The organism is Promicromonospora kroppenstedtii (genome assembly GCF_044389675.1).
In the GTDB taxonomy this organism is placed as follows: domain Bacteria; phylum Actinomycetota; class Actinomycetes; order Actinomycetales; family Cellulomonadaceae; genus Promicromonospora; species Promicromonospora kroppenstedtii.
Genome location: NZ_JBIRYI010000010.1, coordinates 238,539 through 255,663, shown reverse-complemented (window position 1 = coordinate 255,663; position 17,125 = coordinate 238,539). Strand labels below are relative to the sequence as shown.

Here is a 17,125-nt window from a genome sequence, read left to right as displayed (position 1 = left end):
CACCATGCTCAGCACGCCGCTCACCCCGCCCCTCGTGCACGGGGCCGCCGAGGTCGAGACCACGCCCCGCGGCCTGCGCCCGCACCGTCTGCCGCAGTGGGCGCGCGCCCAGTTCCCCGACCCGCACCTCCTGATGATGGAGGGCCAGCCCTCCGGCGTCCGGGTCGGGTTCACGACGACGGCGCGCACCGTCGCGCTCGTGACCCACCCCTCGCGGCTCGCCTACCGCGGCGCGGACCGCCCGCGCGGCAGCGTCGACCTGGTGGTCGACGGCGCCGTCGTGGCCAGCAGCCCGCTCGCCGACGGCGACGTCATCGAGTCCGACCTGCGGACCGGCGCCACCGAGTTCCGGCCCGGCCCCGCGCACACCACGACCTTCGACGGCCTGCCCGACGGCCACAAGCGCGTCGAGCTCTGGCTGCCGCACAACGAGGCCGTCGAGCTGATCGAGCTGCGCACCGACGCCCCCGTGACCCCGGTCCCGCAGGACGACCGCCGCGTCTGGCTGCACCACGGCAGCTCCATCAGCCACGGGTCCAACGCGAGCACGCCCACCCAGACCTGGCCGGCGGTCGCCGCCCGCCTGGGCGACGTCAGCCTGCGCAACCTCGGGCTCGGCGGCAACGCCCTGCTCGACCCGTTCGTCGCCCGCACCCTGCGGGACGCCCCGGCCGACCTGATCAGCGTCAAGCTCGGCATCAACGTCGTGAACCTCGACGGGATGCGGCTGCGCACGTTCGTGCCGGCCGTGCACGGGTTCCTCGACACGATCCGCGAGGGGCACCCGACCACACCCCTGCTGCTGGTCTCGGCCATCTACTGCGGCATCCACGAGGACACGCCCGGCCCCGGCGCCGTCGACCCGGAGACGCTGGGCACCGACCAGGTGCGCTTCGTCGCGACCGGCCGCAGCGAGGAGCAGGCGCAGGGCAAGCTCACGCTGCGGGTCATCCGCGACGCGCTCGCCTCCGTCGTGGAGCACCGCGCCGACCCGAACCTGCACTACCTGGACGGCACCACGCTGTACGGCGCGGACGACGCCGTCGCCCACCCCCTGCCCGACGGGCTGCACCCCGACACCGCCACGCACCAGATCATCGGCGAACGGTTCGCGGCGCACGCCTTCACTCCGGCGGGTCCGTTCGGGCAGCCGACGGCGCGGTGAACTCGGCCGCCGTCACGAACCGCCCGTCCTCGACGCGCACGGTGAGCTCGCCGCCCTCGTCCGCCACCCGGCGGGCGAGGGTGGCGAGCCCGCGCAGCTCCGGCAGCGTGTCGTCCGCGACGCCGTCGTTCACCACGGTGATGCCGTGCCCGGTGAGCTCGATGCGCACCAGTGTGGCCCGCGAGTGCCGCAGGATGTTCGTCGTCGTCTCGCGCAGCACCTGGGCCAGCAGGTCGATCGCCCCGGCGCCGGCCTCGGAGCGCCGGTCCACGCGCACGCGCATGCCGGCCGCCTCCATGAGGTTTCGCGCGTTCTCCAGCTCGGCGGACAGGTTGAGCCGGCGCTGCCCGTAGGCGAGCTCCTTGGTCTGCGCGATCGTGTCCCCTACCAGGGCGTACATCTCGCTCAGCTCCTGCTCCACGCGCGCGGTGTCGGTGTGCACCAGCTTCTGCGCCAGCGCGATCTTCAGCTTGACCACGTGCAGGGTGTGGCCCTGGATGTCGTGCAGGTCGCTCGCGAACCGCATCCGCTCGCGCATGACCGCGAGCTCGGCGTCGCGCTCGCGGGCCTCCTCGAGCTCGGCCATCACGTCGTAGAACCCCTTGTTGGGGAACATCAGGCCGATCAGCACCACGGTGACGCCGGTCGGGATGACGACGCTCGCGAGCAGCTCGGACACCCCGGGGTCGGGGTGGCGGACCAGGCCCACCGCGCCGACGACGGCGACGTACGCGGAGATCCCGACCGCGGCCGCGGCCCGGTGGCGCGGGAGCTGCGCCACGCTCAGGCCGGAGACGACCGCGAGCGCGTAGTACGCCGCCTGCGGGTCGCCACCGATCACCAGCACGCCGTAGGGCCACACGGCCCCGGCCACGAGGAGGCAGGGCAGCGCGACCCGGTTGATCTGCCCGACCGTCCAGCGCTCGAACGCCACGACGACCGCCACCATGCCCAGCCCCAGGACGACGACGTCGAGCACGGTCTGCGCCTGACGCACGAGCAGGAGGACGCCGACGGCGACCAGCAGGGGCAGCATCATCGACAGGTTGAGCGCGCGGAACCGCCGGCGCGAGACCTGCGTCGAGTCGGGCGACCACGGCGCGGCCGGGAACCGGCGGAGCGCCGGGCGAGCAGATCCAGCGGTCATGTGGTGGGTCGTCTCGTCGGTCGGCAGGGGCCCTCCCAGTATGGTCTCGCCGTGGTCCGGCGCAGCAGTGACGCCGTGTCACACGTTCGGCCAACGGATGTCACGCCCAGGACCTGACGCCAGCACACTGTTCGCGACAGGCCGCGGCGGGTGTGCTGGGGGCATGACGACAACCCCCGCCATCGACATCGACCGGCTGAACGTCACCTACGGTGACTTCCACGCCGTCAAGGACCTCTCGTTCCAGGTGGAGCAGGGCGAGCTGTACGCGCTGCTGGGCACCAACGGCGCGGGCAAGACCTCGACCCTGGAGGTCGTCGAGGGGCACCGCAAGGCGTCCTCGGGCACGGTCCGTGTGCTGGGCAAGAGCCCGGGCGATCGCCGTGCGGTGCGGCGCCGCATGGGGATCATGCTGCAGGAGAGCGGCTTCTCCCCCGATCTCACCGTCGCCGAGTCGGTCCGGCTGATCGGCCGGCTGAGCGGACGCACCGACTCGGAGCAGCGGGTGCTGGGCGTCGTCGACCTGACCGGCAAGGCCGGCACCCGGGTCTCCCAGCTCTCGGGCGGCGAGAAGCGGCGGCTGGACTTCGCCACGGCCGTGTACGGGCGGCCCGAGCTGATCTTCCTGGACGAGCCCACCACCGGCCTGGACATCCAGTCCCGCGACGCGCTGTGGGACGCCGTCGAGCAGCTGCGCCACGACGGCTCGACCGTCGTGCTGACCACCCATTACCTGGAGGAGGCGCAGCAGCGCGCCGACCGCATCGGCCTGATGCACCGCGGCACGTTCCGCCACGAGGGCACGGTCGCCGAGCTGACCCGCACCCTGCCGGCGGCCATCCAGTTCTCGCTGCCGCCGGGGGCGCCCGCGCCCCTGGTGCAGGCCGGGCCGGGTCCGGACGGGTCGTACCTCATCGAGACGTTCGAGCTGCAGTCCGACCTCAAGCAGCTCCTCGACTGGGCCCACGCGCACGAGGTCGAGCTGCTCGGCCTGTCGGCGGCGCCCACCCGGCTCGACGACGTCTTCCGCGCCATCGACGCCGAGCCCGTCCCCGCTGTGCCCGCCGCCTGACCACCGAACCGCAGAAACGGAAACCCGCGCCATGTTCTCCATCGCACGCAGCGAGCTGACCCAGATCTTCCGCAACCGGGCCGTGCTGATCACCAGCCTCATCATGCCGGTGGCGGCGGCTGCCTTCTTCATCCGGTTCCGGGAGACGTTCGGACAGATCGGCAGCCTCGGCTACGTCGGGGCGGTGATCGTCTTCACGATCGCGGCGTTCAGCCTCTACGCGACCACGGTGACCACGCTGGCGGCCCGCCGCCAGGACCTCTTCCTCAAGCGGCTGCGCTCCACCGCGGCGAGCGACGCGTCCATCCTGACCGGCCTGGTGCTGCCGGTCACGGTCATCTCCGCGGTCCAGGTGGGCGTGATCCTCGGCGTGTTCGCCGTCCTGAGCGACGGTCCGGCCGATGTCCCGCTCCTGGTGCTCGGCGTCGTCGCGACGTTCGTGATGATGCTCGCCCTGGGGCTCGCGACGGCGGGGATCACCAACTCCCCCGAGCACGCGCAGGTCACCTCGCTGCCGCTGAGCCTGGGCGTCGTCGCCGTGACGAGCTGGGTCGGCATCACCGGCACCCAGGACCTCACACTGCTCAAGCGGCTGCTGCCCGGGGGCGCCGCCACCGAGCTGATCGTCAACGCCTGGAACGGCGGCGTCCCGCTCGGCGACTCGTTGGTCCTGCTCGCCCCGACGCTCGCCTGGGTCGTCGTGGCCGTCGCGCTCGCCCTGCGCATGTTCCGCTGGGAGCCGCGGCACTGACTCAGGGCGGACAGCGGGACGCCCCGCCGTCCGCCCTCTTGCGGGAGCGGACGGCGGGGCGGTCTGCGTGGCGGGTCAGCTCACCTTGCGGCGGTAGCTCGCGATCGCGAAGACGTAGGCGATCACGAGCACGCCCACCAGCCAGGCCAGCGCCACCCAGATGTCGGTGCCGACGGGCTGCTGGGCGAAAAGCGCCCGGATGGTGTTGACGATGGAGGTCACGGGCTGGTTCTCCGCGAACCAGGCGACCGGGCCGGGCATCGTCGAGGTGGGCACGAACGCCGAGCTGATGAACGGCAGGAAGATCAGCGGGTAGCTGAACGCGCTGGCGCCGTCGACCGTCTTGGCGGAGAGCCCGGCGATCACGGCGAGCCAGGTCAGGGCGAGGGTGAACAGGACCAGGATGCCGGCCACGGCGAGCCAGTCCAGCAGCGAGGCCCCGGTGCGGAAGCCCATCAGGAGCGCGACGCCGATGACGATCGCGACCGAGATCAGGTTGGCCACGAGCGACGTGAGCACGTGCCCCCACAGCACGCTCGACCGGGCGATCGGCATGGACTGGAAGCGCTCGAAGATGCCGCCCTGCATGTCCAGGAACAGCCGGTAGGCCGTGTAGGCGATGCCGGACGCGATGGTGATCAGCAGGATGCCCGGCAGCATGTAGTTGACGTACGACTCGCCGGTGCCGGTGTTGATCGCACCGCCGAGCACGTAGACGAACAGCAGCATCAGCGCGATCGGGGTCACGGCCGTGGTGATGATGGTGTCGGGGCTGCGCAGGATGTGGCGCAGCGAGCGGCCGGTGAGCACACCGGTGTCGCTCAGCACGTGGGAAGTCATCGTGATTCCTTTCCTGCCGCGGCGGCGGCGCTGGTCTCGGTGGTCTGCTCGGCGGGGTCGGGCTCGCCGACCAGGGTGAGGAACACGTCCTCGAGGGAGGGCTGCTTCTCCACGTACTCGACCTTGGCGGGCGGCAGCAGCGCCTTGAGCTCGGCCAGGGTGCCGTTCTGGATGATGGTGCCCTTGTGCAGGATCGCGATCCGGTCGGCGAGCTGCTCCGCCTCGTCGAGGTACTGCGTGGTGAGCAGCACGGTGGTGCCGCCCTGCGCGAGCTGCTTGACGGTCTGCCAGACCTCGATGCGGGCCTGCGGGTCCAGCCCGGTGGTGGGCTCGTCGAGGAAGATGATCGGCGGGTTGCCGATCAGGCTCATCGCGATGTCCAGCCGGCGCCGCATGCCGCCCGAGTAGGTGCCGGCCCGGCGGCCGCCCGCGTCGGTCAGCGAGAACCGCGCCAGCAGGTCGTCGGCGACGGCGCCGGGGTCGGGCAGGTGCCGCAGCCTCGCCACGAGCACGAGGTTCTCCCGGCCCGTGAGGATCTCGTCGACGGCGGCGAACTGCCCGGTCAGGCTGATCGACTCGCGCACGTCGCCCGGCCTGGCGGCGACGTCGTAGCCGTGCACCGTCGCGGTGCCCGCGTCGGCCCTGAGCAGCGTGGAGAGGATCCGCACGAGCGTCGTCTTGCCGGCGCCGTTGGAGCCGAGCAGGGCGAAGATGCTGCCGGGCGTCACGTCGAAGTCGACTCCGCGCAGCACGTGCAGGTCCTTGAACGACTTCTCGATGCCCTGCACGTGGATGGCGGGGGCCTGTTCGGTGGTCATGTCCAGCTCTCCTTCTCTGGGGTCTGGTGCTCTGGAATCTGGTGTGCTGGGATCACGGGCGGCGGACGATGATGTCGCCGTAGCCGGTGCTGGCGTGGACCTCGGCCGTCGACTCGTTCTCGACCGGTCCCTCGGTGGGGGTCAGGTGGTTGCGGACGCTGCCGTGCTCGGAGGCGACGTCGAGGTAGGCGGCCACCCCCTCGGGCACGCCCACCTCGATCGAGCCGTAGGAGGTGGTGAGCGTGGCGCTGCCGGACTCCAGGTTGTTGACCCGGATGCCGGCGTGCGCGGACTTCACGGTGACGGTGCCGCGCACCTGGCTGACCAGGATCTCGGCGTGCGCGCCCTGCACGTGGAGGGTGCCGGTCACGGAGCCGACGGTGGTGGTCCCGTTGCTCGCGCGGATCGTGGTGTCCCCGGCGACCTCGTCGACGCGCACCGAGCCGGCGCTCACCTTGATGTCGGTGGGGCCGTCGGCGCGGCGGACGGTGACGGACCCCGCGGACGCCTTCAGGGCGATCCGGCCGGCGTCCTCCACGCTGGCGTTGCCGGCCGAGAGCGTCATGTCGACGGCGCCGAGGAAGCCCTCGGCGTACAGCGAGCCGGTCTTGCCGCGCAGCTCGGAGCCGGTGGGCACCTCGACGGTGATGTCGGCGGTGCCGGCCGCGAACGGCAGCACGTACTGCTTCCACGAGTTCGGGTAGGTGATGGTGACCGCGTCGCCGTCGCGCTCGACGCGGATCTCCTCGGCGGCGCGCACGCTGCCGGACTTCTTGTCGGTGGGCAGGACGGTGACGACGACGTCGTCCCGCTCGGCGGCGACCACGTGCAGGTTGCCGAACGGCACGTCCACGACCACGGGGACGGGGTGGGGGGCGGGGAAAGTGGGCATGGCAAGGCTCCAAGGTGGTGGGTACGGCGGGAGAGAAGAGGGGTTTGGTGTCGGCGTGGTGTCAGGTGCCCCGACGGGTGGTGCCGCGGCGAGCGGTCAGCGCACCCAGCCGGTCACGCGGCTGTTGGCACGCTGCTCGGTGCCGGGCGGCGCGGCGGGACGGGCGGCGGGCCGCTCGATCGCGGCGGCCACCGCCCGCACCAGCCAGGTGTTGACGGAGACGCCGTCGCGCGCGGCGGCCGTCTCGGCCTGCGTCTTGAGGTGGTCGGGCAGGCGCAGGGTGGTCCGGGTGGTCGCACCCGCCTCGCCGTCCACCGGGGCGGGCGCCGGCGCGGGGGCCTGCGGGGACGCGGCGGCGGCCGGTTCAGCGGCGGGCGCGGGGGCAGCGGGGACGGTGACGACGAACTCCGGAGAGCCGCCGCGCAGGCGGACGTCCACCGAGCCCGGGGCGAGCTCGGCGGAGATCTCCCCCGCGGCGTCGGAGAGCGCGTTGAGCAGGACGAGGCGCGCGGCGGCGTCGAGCGGAGCGGTCAGCCGCGCGGCGAGCTCGCGGGCGTCGTCACCGCCGGCGGCAGCGGCCGTGGCGAGCTGGCGCTGCAGTTCGTCTGCGTATCGGTTCAGGTCCATGGCACCACTATGACACCGTCATGGTGTCACCGCAAGCCCTTTGGCATCACCAATGACACCAGAGTGATGTCACGGTGTCGCCGCGGGGTTCCCGTGGCGCCCCCGCTCAGCGGGCCAGCCGCTCCACGACCGCGCCGTAGAGCCGCGGCAGCCGCACCGCGGCAGGCACGATGGCGCCGCGTGCCGGGCTCGACGCCCAGGCGACGAGCCCCGTGGTGAGCGCGCGGTAGTCGCGTGTCGCCGTGCGCCATGCGCGCTCGTACGCGGCGGGGTCGTCCAGGTGCCGGACGGCGGCGGCGGCCTGGGCGAGGCCCACCCGCACGCCCTCCCCCGTGAGGGCGTCGACGTAGCCCGACGCGTCGCCCACGAGCCGCACCCGGCCGGCCGTGCGGCGCTGCGACCGGCGCCGCAGCGGACCCGCGCCGAGCAGCGGACCGGCCTGCGCGGCCCCCACCCGGGCGGCGAGCTCGGGGAACTGCGTGCGCAGCAGCGTGTCGAAGCCCGCCGCGGACACCGCGCGCGGAGCGAGCAGGGCCACGCCGACGACGTCGGGGGCGACCGGCGTCACGTAGGCCTCGGCGTGCGGCGACCAGTGCACCTCGACGAGGTCGGTCCACGGCGCGACCAGGAAGTGCCGGCGCAGACCGTACCGCCTGTGCGACGGACGATCGCCGTTCCACCCGGGGCGCACGTCCAGCCCCGCGAGCCGGCGCACCGTGGAGTGCAGGCCGTCGCACCCGAGCACCCAGCGCGCCCGCAGCGTACCGGGGCGCCGGTCGTCGGCGTCCGTCACGTCGCCGACGCCGTCACCCGCGCCGCCCCGGGGCACCAGCTCGACGTCGACACCCGCGGCGTCCTGCCGCAGGGCCGTGACCCGGGCGTGGACGAAGTCGGCGCCGACCTCGGCGGCGCGCGCCCGCAGCGCGGCGTGCAACGTGGTACGCCGTACGCCCCGGCCGGGCCCGGCCACGAACCTGTGGTCGGCGTTCCGGCCGGGCGCCCGGTAGCTGATGCCCGTCAGCGGGTGGCCAGGAGGGTCGGCGCCGAGCTCCCGCACGGACCGCAGCGCCCCCGGGAGCAGGCCCTCGCCGCAGGCCTTGTCGAGGGTGCCGGCCCGCCGGTCCACGACCAGCACGTCGAGCCCGGCCGCCCGTGCGCGGGTGGCCACGGCCAGGCCGACCGGTCCGGCGCCCACCACCAGGACGTCGGTGTCCGTGCGCCCGCCCATCTCGCTCACCGGGTCCTGGGCACGGCCTCGCGGAGCGCCCGCTCCTCGGCCGGGATGCGGAACCGGGCCAGCAGCACCGCGTTCAGCACCGTGAACGCGAGCGCCGTCACCCAGCAGGTGTGCACCAGCGGGAGCGCGACGCCCTCGACCACCACTGCCACGTAGTTGGGGTGGCGCATCCACCGGTAGGGGCCGCCGGAGACCAGGGGCAGCCCCGGCACGACGATGATGCGGGTGTTCCACCGGGGCCCGAGCGTCGCCACGCACCACCAGCGCAGGGCCTGGCTGGCGAGCACGAGCACGAGCATCGGCCAGCCGAGCCACGGCAGGAACGGCCGGCCGGCGAGCACGGCCTCGGCGACGCACGCCACCAGCAGCCCGGTGTGCAGGGCCACCATCGCCGGGAAGTGTCCCCGGCCGGACTCGATGCCGCCCCGCTGAGACGACCACCGGGCGTTCCGCGCGGAGACCACCAGCTCGGCGAGGCGCTCGACCCCGGTGGCGGCCACGAGGGCGACGTAGAACCCGAGCACGTCAGCCTCCTTCCAGGCGCAGCAGCACCAGCTCGCACGAGACGCCCGGACCGAACGCCATGAGCACGGCCGGCGAACCCGCCGGGGTGGTGGAACCGTCGAGGGTGCGGGCCAGCACGTCGAGCACGGACACGGACGACAGGTTGCCCGCGCCCGCGAGGCTCGCCCGGCTCTCCCGGACGTCGTCCTCGGCCAGCCCCAGGGCGTCCCGCACGGCGTCGATCACGCGCGGCCCGCCCGCGTGCACCACCCAGGCGGGCACGTCCGCCGGAGTCAGGCCGTGCTCGGCGAGCAGGCCCTTCACGTCCGCGAGCAGGTGCGCACCCAGCAGGTCCGGCAGGTCGGCGGAGAGCACGATCGCGAACCCCGTGTCCCGGACCTCCCAGCCCAGGGCGTCCGTGGTGCCGGGGTACAGCGCCGAGCGCGTGTCCACCACCCGGGCGGTGCGCCCCGGGCCCACCGCGCCCGCCCGCGCCAGCGGATGGTCGGCGCCGGCGACGACGACGGCCGCCGCGCCGTCGCCGAACAGCCCGGACGCCACCATGTTCGCCGCCGAGTCGTCACCGTGCTGCAGGGTCAGCGAGCACAGCTCGACCGCGACCAGCAGCGACACGTCGCCCGGGTGGCCCAGCAGGTGGTCGTGCACACGTGCGAGCCCGCCCGCGCCGCCCGCACAACCCAGGCCGAACGACGGCGTGCGCCGCACATCCCCGCGCAGGCCCAGCCGCTCGGACAGCAGCACGTCGAGCGACGGCGCCGCCACCCCCGTCACCGACGTCGCGAACACGTGGTCGACCTCCACCGGCTCGACCCCGGCCGCGGCCAGCGCCCGCCGGCACGCCTCCTCGGCCAGCAGAGTGCCCTCCCGGACGAAGACCGCGTTGGTCGCGCCCATCGACCGCAGCCCCGCGTACTCCTCCAGCGGCAGCACCAGGTGCCGCTCGACCACCCCGGCGCCCCGGTGCAGCCGGCGCAGCACCGCGGCCCGGGCCGGGTCCCGCGCCACCAGCGGCGCCACGGCCGCGGTGATCGTCTCCTGGGCGTACGCGTGGCGAGGCAGCACAGCCTCGACCGACACGACACGCGACATCTCAGCATCGTGACCCACGACGCGCCCACCCGCGCGGGGAGGACGCACCCGGACTAGCGTGCCGCCCATGACGACCGGCTCCGACGCACGCCGCCTGGCCCGCGGACTCGTGCTCGCGAGCCACACCGCACCGGCCCTGGTCGTGACCGGCCTGGCCTGCGCGCTCTCCGCGGCTCTCGGCTCGGGCGCGGCCGCCGCCGCGCTGGTCACGGTGGCGGTCGGCGCCGGCCAGCTCTCCGTCGGCTGGTCCAACGACTGGATCGACGCGCCCCGCGACCTGGCCGTGCACCGTGCCGACAAGCCCGTGGTGGCGGGGCTCGTCAGCGCGCGCCTGCTGCGCTGGGCCGCGTTCGCGGCGCTCGCCGTCTGCGTCGTCGCCTCGCTGGCGGTCGGCGTCGTGGCCGGGGCCGCACACCTCCTCGCGGTGGCCGGGGCGTGGGCGTACAACGCCCGGCTCAAGTCGACCGTCTGGTCCTGGCTGCCCTACGCGCTGTCGTTCGGCCTGCTCGCGGTCTTCGTCGTGCTCGCCGCGCCCGGCCCGCGCGTCCCGGCCGCGTGGGCGGTCGTGGCGGCCGCGCTGCTCGGCACAGGCGCACACGTCGCCAACACCCTGCCCGACCTGGAGGACGACGCCGCCACCGGCGTGCGCGGCCTGCCCCACCGGCTCGGCCGCCGGGTGTCCGGCGTGCTGGCCCCCGCGCTCCTGGCGGCCGCGGTCGGCGTCGTCGTCGCGGGACCCGCAGGCCCTCCGGCCCCCGCGGCCTGGGCCGGCGGCGCCGTCGCGTTCGTGCTGGCCGTCGCGGCCGGTGTCGTGGCCGTCGCCCGGCCGCACAGCCGCGCGCCGTTCGGCCTGAGCATGGGCGTCGCCGTGGTGTGCGTGGCGCTGCTCGGGCTGGCCGCCGGCGACCTCGCGGTCATGCCCTGACGAGGCCGGGGCCCGCCTTCGCGCGCTCCCACCGCAGGACGCGTACCGTGGTCGCACGACCGCCCCGACCACGGTCGGCCAGGCCGGCACCCAGCGACCGTCGGGCGTCGGCACGGTCCACCAGAGATGGGACCGAGACGATGAGAATATCGACGACGCCTTTCGAGCTCGCCCGCCGAGCCGCCACGGTGCTCGGCTCCGGGCTCGAGGCCAGCATCATCTTCCAGGAGCACGGGGTGTCGGTCGCCGCGGGCAGCAGCACCGTGGCTGCCGCCCGGTGCGACCAGGCGGAGGCCCGGGCCGAGACCGGACCCTGCATCGACTCCATCCACCTGGGAACGGTCCAGGTCGTGCCGGTCGTCGCCGAGTCGGCGGGCTGGGACGCCTGGCGAGCCCAGACCCTGCGCGAGGGCTTCGTCTCCGCGCTCGCGGTCCCCGCCTTCGTCAACAAGGACGTCGCCGTCGCACTGAACCTGTACTCCCGCGCACCGGACCCCTGGAACAACGAGCTCCTCACCGCCGCCGACGGCTACGCACAGCTCGCCGCGTCCGTGGTCGCCCTGAACCTGGAGCTCGCCGAGCTGGAGGACGCCACCGCGGGCCTCTACCGCCAGCTCTCCGACGCCGCCGCCGTCGAACGCGCCGTCGGGGCCGTCATGCACTCCAACGACACCAGTGAGAGCGAGGCGAGGCGAATCATCGAGTCCGCCTCCAAGAACCGCAACGTGACGCAGCGCGACGTGGCCGAGACCATCCTGCGCGCCCTGGTCGTCACCGACGCACCCTCGCCCGAGGAGCAGCCCGGCGCCTGAACGGGACGCCCAGGCGCCGCGCCGCCCCCGACCGGTCAGACCTCGCTCAGCCGGGGCACGACCTTCTCGACCAGGCCGGTCGCCCACGGGACGGGGTTCTCGTACGGCGTCGGCATGAGGCTCACCAGGCTGATCCCGAGCGCCCGGTACCGCTCCATGTCGGCGAGGAACGCGTCGACGTCCCCCCTGGGGTCGCCCTGGTAGAGCATCGTCTTCTCGATGGCGTCGTAGTCGGTGCCGAGCCGGTCGCAGTGCTCGCGCAGCACGTCGAGCTTGTGCCGCACCACGCCCAGCGCCTCGTCACCGGCCGCGCCGAACAGGTTGCACGCCTGCCCGTACTCGGCCACGAGCCGCAGCGTCTTGCGCTCGCCGCCCCCGCCGATCATGACGGGCACGGTGCCGCGCGGAGGCTGCGGCAGGTTGATCGTCTCGGCGAGCCGGTAGTGCTTGCCGTCGAAGGCGCCGTCGTCCTGAGACCACATCTGCCGGCAGACCTGGATGGTCTCCTCCAGGCGCTCGAACCGCTCCGCCGTGGACGGGAACGGCACGCCCAGACCGGCGTGCTCGCGGTCGTACCAGGCGGCCCCGATGCCCAGCACCGCGCGCCCGCGCGAGAGCACGTCCAGCGTGGACACCGTCTTGGCCAGCAGGCCCGGGTGCCGGTAGGTGACGCCCGTGACCAGGAGGCTCAGGCGGACGTTCGTGGTGACTCCGGCCAGGTAGCCGAGCGTGGTGTAGCCCTCCAGCATGGGCTCGTACGGCCCGCCGGCGTCGATCATCTGGAACCAGTGGTCCATGACCGTCAGCAGGTTGACGCCGCCCTCGTCGGCGACCTGCGCAGTCTCGGTGAGGCGATCGGCCAGGGTGGTCTCCCACTCCGGGTGGGTGAACGTGTAGTAGTGCAGCCCAAGATCCATACGAACGACCCTAGCACCGGTTGTCAGACTGTGACGCGAATGTCGGTACCTGCCACAGGACGAGGTCTGCTCCGACCCGCCGGCGTCACGCCCGTGAGCGGGCGAGCAGCCAGACGAAGTACGGCGCCCCGAGCAGCGCGACCGCCAGCCCGGCCGGCAGCTGCGCGGGTGCGATGACGGTGCGGCCGAGCGTGTCCGCCAGGCCGAGCAGCACCGCGCCGAGCAGCATCGCCACCGGCAGCACCCGCGCGTGCCGGCCGCCCACCAGGGCGCGGGCGGCGTGCGGCGCGACCAGCCCGACGAACCCCACGACGCCGACGGCGGTCACGCTCGTCGCGGCGAGCACGGCGGCCACGGCGAGCACGATCAGGCGGCTGCGCTCCAGCCGCACGCCGACCAGGCGGGGCGTGTCGTCGTCGAGCGCGAGCAGGTCGAGCTCGCGCCGCACGATCACGGCGAGCGGGACCGCGAGCGCCAGGACGACGACCACGGGCAGCACCTGCTCAAGGCTGCGCCCGTAGGTGGTGCCCGAGAGCCAGGTGTAGATGCGCGGCGTGTTCCAGGGGTCGGAGCGGAGCAGCAGGAAGGTGGTCAGCGCGGTGGTGAGGTAGCCGAGGCCGATGCCGATGAGCACGAGCCGGTCGGCGTGCAGGCCGCCGCGCCAGGCCAGGAGGTAGACGGCCGCGAAGGCGAGCAGGCCGCCGACCACGGCGGCGACGAGCATGGCGCCGTTGCCGGCGGCGACTCCGTTGCCCCAGGCGGTGCCGGCCACGGCGGTGACCACGACGACGGCGCCGAGGCCCGCTCCCCCGGTGATCCCGAGGATGCCGGGTTCGGCCAGCGGGTTGCGGGCGGTGGCCTGGACCGTGGTGCCGGCCAGGGCCAGCGCCGCCCCTGCGACGACGGCGGCCAGCACGCGGGGCGCGCGCTCGTCGAGAGCGAACCGGACCACGGCGGGTCCCTGGTCGTTCAGCCAGAGGGCGATGTCCCCGGTGCGCAGCCAGGTGGACCCGGCGAGCATGCCGAGCAGCGCCACGCCGAGGGCGAGAGCGACGCACACGGTCAGCACGACGACGAAGCGGCGGGTGCTGCGCGGGCCGGCCGCGGCGGCGGGCGGGCGGCGGGAGGGTCCGGCGTCGCGCAGGCGGCGCGCGAGGATGACCATGACCAGGGCGCCGGCGAGCGTGGTCGCGACGCCGGTGGGGACGGCGAGCGCCTCCTCGGCACCGAGCAGGGCGCGGACGACGGCGTCGGCGAGCACGACGACGAACGCGCCGAGCAGCCCGGCGGCGGGCAGCAGGATGGCGTGCCGGTGCAGGGCGGGGACCACGCGGGCCAGGAGCCGGGCGACGACGGGGGCGGCGAGGCCGACGAACCCGAGGGGGCCCGCCAGGGTGACGGCGGCGGCGGTGAGCAGCACTGCGAGCAGCACACCGATGGCGCGGGTGGAGCGGACGGGCACGCCGAGCGCCCCGGCGGTGTCGTCGCCGAGGCCGAGGACGTCCAGGCGCCGGGAGACGAGCAGGCCGCCGAGGGTGGCGAGCACGACGACGGGCAGCGCGCGCCAGAAGGCCGTGAGGTTGAGCTGGCTCAGCGAGCCGCTGCCCCAGGCGAACAGGCCGGTGGTCTCGGTCTGGAACAGGATGAGCAGGGCGGAGGCCGCGGCCTGCAGGGCGAGCGCGACGGCGGACCCGGCCAGGACGAGGCGGGTGGACGACGACCCGGCGCCGCCGGCGAGCCCGAGCACGAGCGCGGCGGCGGCGATGCCGCCCGCGAAGGCCACGGCGCCGGAGGCCCACAGGGGCACGGCGAGGCCGAACGCGGCCACGGCCACGACCGCCAGGTAGGAGCCCGCGGTCACGGCGAGCGTGTCGGGCGAGGCCAGGGCGTTGCGCGCGATGGACTGGAAGAGCGCGCCGGCGACGCCGAGCGCGAACCCGACGGCCACGCCCGCCGCGAGGCGCGGCAGGCGTGAGCCGACGAGGATGTCGCGGACCGCCGACGAGTCGCCGGCGTCCTGCCCGGTGAGCAGGCGCAGCAGGTCGCCCGTCCCCACGCCGGACGTGCCCTGCGTCAGGTGCCAGGCACCGACGACGAGCACGGCCAGCGCGAGCCCGACCAGCGCCGCGCCACCCGTCACCCAGGTGACGGGGCGCGACGCGGGGGCCTGGGGCAGGGTGTCCGTCATGGACGGCGACTGCGTGGCGGTCATGGCGTCAGCTCGTGAAGACGTCGACGTAGGCGTCGACGATCTTCTCGGAGGAGCGGGGACCGCCGAACGTCCAAGTGTGCTCGGGGAACGCGTGCGCGCGGTCCTCGGTGACGGCGGGCAGGCCCGCCCAGACGTCGTTCTTGGTCAGCTCGGTGGTCCAGTCGTCCTCGCCCTCCTTGGTGCCGGTCCACAGCAGGGTGGCGTCGCCGACGTCGGTCATGCCCTCGATGTCGGACTGCCCCAGGCCGTAGGCGGGGTCGACCTCGCCGGTCCAGGCGTTGGTCAGGCCGAGCTCCTCGCCGAGCTCGCCGACGAGCGAGCCCTGGCCGAACGGGCGGATGGACACGTTGCCGCCGTCGACCCAGCCGTCGAAGTACACGAAGTCGGTGCTCTCGGGGGCGGCCTCGGCGACCTGCGCCTTGGCGTCGGCCAGGTGCGCGTCGAACTCGTCGGTGACGACCTCGGCGCGCTCGGTGCGGCCGGTGGCCTGCGCGATGATGTCGAAGGTGCCGAGCATGGTGCCGATCGGGTCGGCGGCGTCGGCGCCCTTGGTGGCCAGCACCGGCACGTCGTACGCCTCGAGCTTGGCGATGATCTCGTCGTCGGGCGTGTACGCCTCGATGATCACGAGGTCGGGATCGGTCGCGTACAGGGCGTCGAGGTTGGGCTCGCCGCGGGTGCCGACGTCGGCCACGCCCTCGGGCAGCTCCTCGGCGTCGTTCCAGGTGGCGTAGCCCGCGGCGTCGGCGACGGCCACCGGGTTCACGCACAGGCTGAGCACGTCCTCGGTCTGCTGCCACTCCAGGACGGCGACCCGCTCGGCGGGCTTGTCGAGCTCGACCGTGCGGTCGAACGAGTCGGTCACCGTGACGGGCTCGGTCGACGTCGTGACGTCGGCACAGTCGCCCGAGGCGGCCTCGGTCGGACCCTGGGTCGCGGCGGCGCTGGGGTCGGTGGTGCCGCAGGCGCTGAGCAGCAGCGGCAGGGCCAGTGCGGCCGCCGCCAGGGGCGCCTTCTCGCGCAGGGTCAGGGTGCGCAGGGACATGGGACTCCTCGATTCATGACACGTCGTGTCGGGCAGTGCCGGGTGCGGCGGGTGGTGCGGGCGCCGTCGGCGTCCTGCGGGTCTGGGGGTCTGTGGGTGCTGCTCGCTCAGCCAGGAGGCGCCCTCAGCGGGTCCGGCCGTGGTGGCGGCCGCGCGGGTGCACGCGCACCCGGCCGGTGCCGGGGTCGGTGCTCACGTCGATCGGCAGGCCGTAGGCGAGCGAGAGGTGCTCGCCGGTCAGCACCTGCGCGGGCGGCCCGGCCGCGAGCACGCGGCCCTGGTGCAGCAGGACGACGGCGTCGGCCACCGAGGCGGCGTGGTCCAGGTCGTGGAGCACGATGCCGACCGCGGTGCCGTGCTCCTCGGCGAGGTCGCGCACCAGGTCGAGCGTCTCGACCTGGTAGCGCAGGTCGAGGTGGTTGGTGGGCTCGTCCAGCAGCACCACGCCGGTCTCCTGGGCCAGGCAGGTGGCCAGCCAGACGCGCTGCACCTCGCCGCCGGAGAGCTGGTCGACGCCGCGCCGAGCCATGGCGGCCACCCCGGTGATGTCCATCGCGCGGTCGATCGCGGCGTGGTCGGCGTCGGTCAGCGGCGCGAAGCGGCGGCGGTGCGGGTGCCGGCCGAAGGCGACGACGTCGCGCACCTCCAGGCCGGCCGGGTGCGGGCGGGACTGGGCCAGCAGCGTGACGCGGCGGGCGAAGTCCTTCGCGGACAGCGGGGCGACGTCGACGGCGTCGTCGGCCGTGGCACCGAGACTGACGGTGCCCTGCTGCACCGGGTGCAGCCGCGCCAGCGAGCGCAGCACGGTCGACTTGCCGGACCCGTTCGGGCCGACGAGCGCGGTGACGACACCGGGCGGTAGGTGGACGGCGACGCCGTGCACCACGGTGGTGCGCTGGTAGCCCAGCACGAGGTCGTCACCACGAAGGGCGGTAGGGGCGGTCACAGGAGGTAAGCCTAACCTTAGATAGCAGCCCCTTGGACAACTGTCTCATTCCTCACCCGCCACGACCCCGTGCCGGTCGATGTCGGACTGTCCACGTACCCTGGT

17 protein-coding genes are annotated in these 17,125 nt (G+C 74.1%); 5 read left to right on the top strand and 12 right to left on the bottom strand.

Annotation, left to right across the window (positions count from 1 at the left end; translation table 11 throughout):
- Positions 1 to 4: 4 nt before the first annotated feature.
- Positions 5 to 1,165 carry a GDSL-type esterase/lipase family protein gene (locus ACH47X_RS17625; protein ID WP_397405825.1) on the top strand — a complete coding sequence of 387 codons (1,161 nt, stop codon included), beginning with the start codon at positions 5 to 7 and terminating at the stop codon, positions 1,163 to 1,165.
- Here ACH47X_RS17625 and ACH47X_RS17620 read toward each other — a convergent pair.
- Positions 1,125 to 2,312: a sensor histidine kinase gene (locus ACH47X_RS17620; RefSeq protein WP_397405824.1), complete on the bottom strand. Its 1,188-nt coding sequence runs from the start codon at positions 2,310 to 2,312 to the stop codon at positions 1,125 to 1,127. The genes ACH47X_RS17625 and ACH47X_RS17620 overlap by 41 nt on opposite strands.
- A 163-nt stretch (positions 2,313 to 2,475) precedes the next feature.
- On the opposite strand from ACH47X_RS17620, the gene ACH47X_RS17615 reads away from it, so the two are divergent.
- Both ACH47X_RS17615 and ACH47X_RS17610 read left to right on the top strand, forming a co-directional pair.
- Positions 2,476 to 3,384: an ABC transporter ATP-binding protein gene (locus tag ACH47X_RS17615; protein WP_397405823.1), complete on the top strand. Its 909-nt coding sequence runs from the start codon at positions 2,476 to 2,478 to the stop codon at positions 3,382 to 3,384.
- A gap of 31 nt (positions 3,385 to 3,415) precedes the next feature.
- Positions 3,416 to 4,135 (top strand): ABC transporter permease, encoded by a 720-nt coding sequence (locus tag ACH47X_RS17610; protein ID WP_142036066.1) that lies wholly within the window; start codon positions 3,416 to 3,418, stop codon positions 4,133 to 4,135.
- Between the two features lie 75 nt (positions 4,136 to 4,210).
- On the opposite strand, the gene ACH47X_RS17605 is transcribed toward ACH47X_RS17610, so the two are convergent.
- The 7 genes from ACH47X_RS17605 to ACH47X_RS17575 form a co-directional block, all read right to left on the bottom strand.
- Entirely contained in the window at positions 4,211 to 4,975 is a 765-nt protein-coding gene (locus ACH47X_RS17605; protein WP_020014845.1) for an ABC transporter permease, read from the bottom strand.
- A complete protein-coding gene (locus tag ACH47X_RS17600; RefSeq protein ID WP_397405822.1) occupies positions 4,972 to 5,793 on the bottom strand; it encodes an ABC transporter ATP-binding protein in 822 nt (273 codons plus the stop codon). Before ACH47X_RS17600 ends, ACH47X_RS17605 begins: the two co-directional genes overlap by 4 nt.
- Positions 5,794 to 5,845: 52 nt before the next feature.
- Positions 5,846 to 6,685: a DUF4097 family beta strand repeat-containing protein gene (locus tag ACH47X_RS17595; protein WP_397405821.1), complete on the bottom strand. Its 840-nt coding sequence runs from the start codon at positions 6,683 to 6,685 to the stop codon at positions 5,846 to 5,848.
- Between the two features lie 96 nt (positions 6,686 to 6,781).
- A complete protein-coding gene (locus ACH47X_RS17590; RefSeq protein ID WP_397405820.1) occupies positions 6,782 to 7,312 on the bottom strand; it encodes a histidine kinase in 531 nt (176 codons plus the stop codon).
- A gap of 106 nt (positions 7,313 to 7,418) precedes the next feature.
- Positions 7,419 to 8,540, bottom strand: a complete 1,122-nt coding sequence (locus ACH47X_RS17585) for an NAD(P)/FAD-dependent oxidoreductase (RefSeq protein ID WP_397405819.1) — start codon at positions 8,538 to 8,540, stop codon at positions 7,419 to 7,421.
- Between the two features lie 5 nt (positions 8,541 to 8,545).
- Positions 8,546 to 9,073 (bottom strand): isoprenylcysteine carboxyl methyltransferase family protein, encoded by a 528-nt coding sequence (locus ACH47X_RS17580; protein WP_397405818.1) that lies wholly within the window; start codon positions 9,071 to 9,073, stop codon positions 8,546 to 8,548.
- A gap of 1 nt (position 9,074) precedes the next feature.
- Positions 9,075 to 10,163, bottom strand: a complete 1,089-nt coding sequence (locus ACH47X_RS17575) for a type III polyketide synthase (RefSeq protein WP_397405817.1) — start codon at positions 10,161 to 10,163, stop codon at positions 9,075 to 9,077.
- A 67-nt stretch (positions 10,164 to 10,230) separates the two neighbouring features.
- Between ACH47X_RS17575 and ACH47X_RS17570 the strand changes: the two genes are divergently transcribed.
- Positions 10,231 to 11,088: a UbiA family prenyltransferase gene (locus ACH47X_RS17570; RefSeq protein ID WP_397405816.1), complete on the top strand. Its 858-nt coding sequence runs from the start codon at positions 10,231 to 10,233 to the stop codon at positions 11,086 to 11,088.
- 140 nt (positions 11,089 to 11,228) lie between these two features.
- Positions 11,229 to 11,900 (top strand): ANTAR domain-containing protein, encoded by a 672-nt coding sequence (locus ACH47X_RS17565; protein ID WP_142036088.1) that lies wholly within the window; start codon positions 11,229 to 11,231, stop codon positions 11,898 to 11,900.
- A 35-nt stretch (positions 11,901 to 11,935) separates the two neighbouring features.
- Here ACH47X_RS17565 and ACH47X_RS17560 read toward each other — a convergent pair whose 3' ends face one another.
- From ACH47X_RS17560 to ACH47X_RS17545, 4 genes are all read right to left on the bottom strand, one after another.
- Positions 11,936 to 12,817 carry an LLM class F420-dependent oxidoreductase gene (locus ACH47X_RS17560; RefSeq protein WP_397405815.1) on the bottom strand — a complete coding sequence of 294 codons (882 nt, stop codon included), beginning with the start codon at positions 12,815 to 12,817 and terminating at the stop codon, positions 11,936 to 11,938.
- Positions 12,818 to 12,902: 85 nt separating this feature from the next.
- Positions 12,903 to 15,029, bottom strand: coding sequence for an iron ABC transporter permease (locus ACH47X_RS17555; RefSeq protein ID WP_397405814.1), 2,127 nt, complete (start codon positions 15,027 to 15,029; stop codon positions 12,903 to 12,905).
- A 4-nt stretch (positions 15,030 to 15,033) separates the two neighbouring features.
- On the bottom strand, positions 15,034 to 16,074 hold the full coding sequence (locus ACH47X_RS17550; RefSeq protein ID WP_397405813.1) for an ABC transporter substrate-binding protein: 1,041 nt from the start codon (positions 16,072 to 16,074) through the stop codon (positions 15,034 to 15,036).
- Positions 16,075 to 16,198: 124 nt separating this feature from the next.
- The gene (locus ACH47X_RS17545) at positions 16,199 to 17,020 is read right to left on the bottom strand and encodes an ABC transporter ATP-binding protein (RefSeq protein ID WP_020014832.1); all 822 of its coding nucleotides are present in this window, start codon (positions 17,018 to 17,020) and stop codon (positions 16,199 to 16,201) included.
- Positions 17,021 to 17,125: the final 105 nt, after the last annotated feature.